The sequence below is a fragment of the Tetragenococcus solitarius NBRC 100494 genome (assembly GCF_001544195.1).
GTDB lineage: Bacteria > Bacillota > Bacilli > Lactobacillales > Enterococcaceae > Tetragenococcus > Tetragenococcus solitarius.
This window is the reverse complement of record NZ_BCPY01000066.1, coordinates 1-5,598: the sequence shown is the minus strand read 5'-3', so window position 1 is coordinate 5,598 and position 5,598 is coordinate 1. Positions and strand designations below refer to the sequence as shown.

Annotated in this window: 4 protein-coding genes; 1 reads left to right on the top strand and 3 read right to left on the bottom strand. The window is 34.2% G+C overall.

The genetic code is table 11. The features are described from left to right. Positions 1 to 4 precede the first annotated feature (4 nt). Positions 5 to 745, bottom strand: coding sequence for an aspartate/glutamate racemase family protein (locus TS1_RS11885; RefSeq protein WP_068710693.1), 741 nt, complete (start codon positions 743 to 745; stop codon positions 5 to 7). 6 nt (positions 746 to 751) lie between these two features. After that, positions 752 to 2,023 (bottom strand): carboxylate--amine ligase, encoded by a 1,272-nt coding sequence (locus TS1_RS11880; protein WP_068710692.1) that lies wholly within the window; start codon positions 2,021 to 2,023, stop codon positions 752 to 754. A 203-nt stretch (positions 2,024 to 2,226) separates the two neighbouring features. Here TS1_RS11880 and helD point away from each other — a divergent pair, with 203 nt between their 5' ends. Beyond that, a complete protein-coding gene (gene helD / locus TS1_RS11875; protein ID WP_068710691.1) occupies positions 2,227 to 4,515 on the top strand; it encodes an RNA polymerase recycling motor HelD in 2,289 nt (762 codons plus the stop codon). 148 nt (positions 4,516 to 4,663) lie between these two features. On the opposite strand, the gene TS1_RS11870 is transcribed toward helD, so the two are convergent. Beyond that, positions 4,664 to 5,305, bottom strand: coding sequence for a hypothetical protein (locus TS1_RS11870; protein ID WP_068710690.1), 642 nt, complete (start codon positions 5,303 to 5,305; stop codon positions 4,664 to 4,666). Positions 5,306 to 5,598 lie beyond the last annotated feature (293 nt).

The window sequence follows — 5,598 nt, the reverse complement described above, 5'->3', positions numbered from 1 at the left end:
ATGTTTACGTTGCTTTTTTCTCTGGTTCTTCCCGATTTCTTAATGCACGACGAATGGTTTCATCGGCCAATTCAGATTGTGCATCAACCACCGGGTACTTTTTGTTTTGAGTAAATTCCTGCACTAATGATAACTCGGTACATCCTAAAATTATAACATCACAAGCATACTTTTCTGTCATCTGCTGTAATATTTGATAAAATAATTCTTCATTACAAAAATGATTTTCTTTCACATCTCGATAAATCAGATTGGTAACCTCTTGCTGTACAGTAGCATCAGGTAAAATCACCTCTAAATTATCAAATTTCATTAATTCATTTTCATAAACTTTGGTTTGGATCGTTCCTTCTGTAGCTAATAAACCTACACGCGTTTTACCTGATGTTTTGGCAAACTTTTGATTTACTACTTCCACAGCGAGCCGCGGCATGTGCAAAATAGGAATATCAGTTTCTTCTTGTAATTTATCAAAGAAATGATGCGCCGTATTACACGTAAGCACAAAGAAGTCCGGTTGAAAGTGACTATACTGCTGAATATCTTCTTTTATAGCAAGCGAAGGATCATCCTTGGTCTTTCCTAAAATAAAGTCTGTACGATCAGGAACTGTCGCATGGTTCACTAAAAGGTAGTTAAGATAATCTTGATCAGAATGAATGGGCGTCCGTTCATTTAATACATGGATAAAACTTTCAGTGGCTAACGTCCCCATACCGCCTAAAATGGTAAAAAAGTTTTTCATTATCATCTATTTCTTTCTAAAATATTTTTTGTATCTTTCATGATATAAATAAAAAATTCGTTTGACAAGCAAATAGCGTTTTAGATTCATATCTTCCTTGTAATACAAAGTATTCCCATACTTCTTTTCTGCTAAATATTGCATAGCACGATCTTTGTCTGGTCCTTCTGCAATATATTCTTTTAAGATTTTTTCAGGCACACCAACCCATAACTTATCTCCTCTAGCATAAGTTGTTTCGCTAAAAGGTGTTTCCAATACATAGTCTTCTACTAAGTATTTGGCTAAGTTATATCCGCCTAAAGTAACACAAAAACTACTTCTTCCTTGACGTAAATTGATTTCAAATAATTTGTATTGGCCGTCTCTTTCATCATATTTCATATCAAAGTTGGCAAAGCCCACATATTTGATTTTTTCTAAAAAACTTTTGATTTGCTGAAAAACTTTTTCATTATAATCAGGCATAATCGCTACATAATTTCCCACTGCTTCGGGCGTTGGGTCTTCTAACAAAGGATGACCTAAATACATCATACGTACATGATGGTTTTGATCCACATAAGCATTTAATACGCGCATTCTTGAATCATCCCCTGGGATAAAGTTCTGACAGATCATTTCAGAAGTATAACCCGCTTGGTAAACTTTGGCTAAAATATCGTCGACTTCTTCTTGTGAATACAAAATAAATGCCTTTTTACGACCTTCAAAGTCAATATCTAAATATTCGACACTATCTGAAGGCTTCAAAGCCACTGGAAAACCAAAGGGTAATTCAACAGAAGCCTTTTTTTCTACCATATCCTTGGTAATAATCAAGGTGTCCGGATAAGGTAACCCGTACTTTTCACAAGTTTGATAAAAGGCGGCTTTATCCTCTAAAGTTTCCTGAGTCTTAGCATCCACTGTTGGACAAATAAAGCGCTGACTTAGTTCTTCTTTATTGCGAGTGATTAATTCAGTATAGCCGTCGCCACAAGGGACTAAAATAATTTTGCGCGGATCATCTTTATACTGAGCCATCAATTCACGCATGACTTTCATAAATCCTTCGGGTTCAGAAAAACCAGCATGGGTATGCACATTTACGATCTTACTATATTTTGTTGGGGAAAGCTGTCCGGCACCATGTGCTTCTGAGATTGTGCCATATGCTTCATGAAATGAACGAGCCATTCCATAAACATTGATGTCACTACCTAATAAAAGAGGTAAAAATTGTTCGTTTATTTTTGTATCCACAGCTAAAACCACTTTCTTTCTAAAAATTTCCATACATAATATTTAAGTGAAAGTATACCATATGTAAAAGAACAATTGCATCCATTATTTTTTTATTAAACAATTTTTATATCGATTATTTTTAAAATTACTCTAGTGCTTGACTGTATTTTTTCGCGTAGCAAACTGTTTTGTGCTATAATTTTGTGATGAAATTTCTGTAGAAATAGAAAAGCTTATCAATTGGAGGTAAGTACATGGACGAACGTCAATATGAAGAACAACATCTTGCACAAACAATTACTTTAATAAAAAATGAGGAAAAGCTGTTAAAAAATCAGCAAAAAGACCTACAAAAATCGATGCAAAGCCACCTAAAAGAAGTAACTGAAAATACGATTAATACCGCAAGCGAAGAATCATTCTATGAGTCGGTGGTTGAATATCGGCAGCATGAACATGAACTGACTTTACGATATCAAACAGCAGAGGCCAAAGAAAAACGGATGCACACCTTACAAACGATGGTCAATTCTCCTTATTTTGCACGAATTGATTTTAAAGAAGGACAAGAAGCTGCTGAAACGCTCTATCTAGGGATAGCTTCTTTACGTGATAAATATGACAACACCATTATTATTGATTGGCGTGCTCCGATTGCAAATTTATATTATGAAGGAGAATTAGGTCAAGCGTATTATACTGCTAATAGGGAAAACTTCACGGTCGATTTGCTATTAAAACGGCAGTTTAAAATCCAAAATGGTCAGCTTCTTTCAATGGTCGATACCTCCGAAATGATCAATGATGAATTTTTATTGGATATTTTAGATGATACTTCTTCTCCACAGATGAAAAATATTGTGGCGACAATTCAAAAAGCGCAAAATAAAATTATTCGAGACACAACGAGTAAATATATGATTATCGAAGGAATTGCCGGTAGTGGTAAAACTTCTGCCTTACTACAAAGAATCGCCTTCTTACTTTATCACCATCGAAATTGGTTAGATATTAATCAGGTGTTACTGTTTTCGCCTAATCACTTATTTTCAGACTATATTTCTATGGTCTTGCCTTCTTTAGGAGAAAGCGAAGTACCTACACAAACTTTCACTAACTTTTTGCAAAAATTAGTTCCTAATTACGCCATAAAAAATATTGCACAAGAAGAAGCCCAATTTTTGAGTGGTCAAAACAATCCTATACAAAAATTAAAAAACAGTTTAGTTGTACTCGAACAGATTAAGCCCTACATCGCTTCGATTACAAACTTTGGTCCTCTTTTCCGTGATTTAAAGATCAAGGGACAAACTTATATTCCAAAAGAGAAAATCCGTCAGTGGTATAAAGAAACCAATGTGACATTACCGCTTTACCAACGTATACAATTATTACAAACAAAATTATTGAAAAAAATTGCTGGATTACAAAAAGATGAAGCTAAAAAACGTTGGGTTAAAGAACAAGCAGCCGAAAAAATTGATGAAATTTACGAGAACAACCCTAACCTTGACGACTCAGAAGAAAAGGAAAAACAATTAACAAAACAAATTAAACAAGAACTAGTAAAAAAGAAATTTCGTCCATTAATGCGTCAAGTAAATCGTTATCGATTTGTTAATTTTGCAAAACAGTATCTTCACTTTTTAAAACAATTGCCTGAAAGCATTTTACAAAAGAATAATATATTGGCTAAACAATGGGAAAAAAGTATTCAAACGCTGCGTGAACAAATGAAAAATAAGGAAATGTTGCAAGAAGATGCACTCTTGTATTTCTCCCTTTTACAAAAAATCTCTCCTGCAAATGTTGAACAAAAGGTACGTTTTATTTTTATCGATGAAATGCAGGACTTTCCTCCTGCTCAAGCCGCTTTATTGAAACAACTATTCCCGCGAGCTTCTATGACGCTATGTGGAGACTTAAATCAAAAAGTCTTTGGAAATGAGTCTATTGTCAGCTCACTAGACAAATTGTTTAACAAAGAAGAAATAACACGTTATCAACTAACGACAAGTTATCGTTCAACAAAGGAAATTACCGCATTTGCCAATCAGTTTTTATCACAAGAAGACCGAGTGCAAACAACCGCCAGAAATGGTAAAAAACCACTTGTAATAAATGCTTCGGACCCAAAAGAAGCTGTTGGTTGGCTTGAGAATCATTTATTAGATACAACCAAACAAAAAGCACAGTGGCGCACAGCTATTATCGGCAAGACTACACAAGAATGCAGGGATTTATACACCTTGTTTTCTAAAACTGTTAAAAAAGAAATCCAGCTTATTACTTCTGAAGATGAATTTATGAAACGTGCAGCCGTCATTATTCCGGCCTATTTAGCTAAAGGTTTAGAATTTGACCGTGTTTATGCTTGGCATGTGTCAGAAAACTTTTCAGCAAATGACCAATTGATTTTTTACACCATTGCTACTCGTGCAATGCACGAACTTAATGTGATTTCCTTTGGACAAAAGAGCCCTTTATTAAAAAACATTGACCCAAGCACTTACCAATTAAAAGATTTAAACACAAAAAATTAATACCCACCAAGGGGCTGTGATATAAGTAAAGGTAAGACAAATATCCGAACTATATTTGATAAGATTTCCTAATCGTAGGAATAATCTCTTCTATAGTTCGGATATTTTATGATTAAAGGAACCTATGTCACAGCTCCTTGTTTATTACTCAAATAAAAAACGTTGTTTCCGGGTATTTTAATTGCACAACTTGTAAAATCATCTTAAGCTCAGAAACATTGGTCGGATTATCTTTATCAAAAATCCGACTATGGCGTCCGATTTGACCATTTTCAATTAAATGATAAATGCGATTCCATACAATAAATTCTTCTAATGTCTTAAACCGGCTGATAGGAAAACCACCTACATCAAGAATTTCGGATAGACGGAAAGCTACATAAGCACTGTCTACATACATTTTTTCCGGATGAAATTCACTTGGTGCCCTATAATTAATAATTGCTTTTTCTGGGCGATTTTCGATCAGCCAGTCCAATAAAATGAAAAATCCTGGCATACGACTTGGCTCACTAAACAACTTTTGCGATTCGTTTGCTCCACGAAAAACCATTGGAATGAAAATATTTCTCTTATAAACAAGCATCGGCGCACTTTTTATCGAACATTCTAAGTACCGATTTAAATAACTCGGGCCACTATAATCGCCGATACGATACCCATCAACCCCAAATTGTTTATACCGTTCAGCAAGCTCAGAACAATCAGTAATTGTTAGTGCCGTTTTGGACAACACTTCATACCCGCTTAAGACGCGACGAAAGGGCTTTAAAGTTATTTCTTCTTCCACCATTCAACCCCCTATTCAAAAACTACTTCTTAAAAGTAATAATAACATAAATTTTCAAAATTGACTTATAACAATTCAAATATTACTTAGATTTTTGTTTAAAAAGAATTTTTATAAATCAAAAAGTCATCCACACAATGTTCTGTTTCATGAATAACTAGCTTTTTTTAGCGCCAAAACTTGAAAATCTTTATTAGTAAACTATCAGGGTATATCACTCATTTTGATTCAATCCATCAGAACATTTTTTTATTTGTTCAATTTCTAACTAAGTGTTCTAAAAACAAAAACAT

What these genes read in the sequence shown, in the direction of transcription:
- helD (WP_068710691.1), top strand. Translation starts at nt 2,227, where the DNA reads ATGGACGAACGTCAATATGAAGAACAACATCTTGCACAAACAATTACT.
- TS1_RS11880 (WP_068710692.1), bottom strand. Translation starts at nt 2,023, where the DNA reads ATGGAAATTTTTAGAAAGAAAGTGGTTTTAGCTGTGGATACAAAAATA.
- TS1_RS11885 (WP_068710693.1), bottom strand. Translation starts at nt 745, where the DNA reads ATGAAAAACTTTTTTACCATTTTAGGCGGTATGGGGACGTTAGCCACT.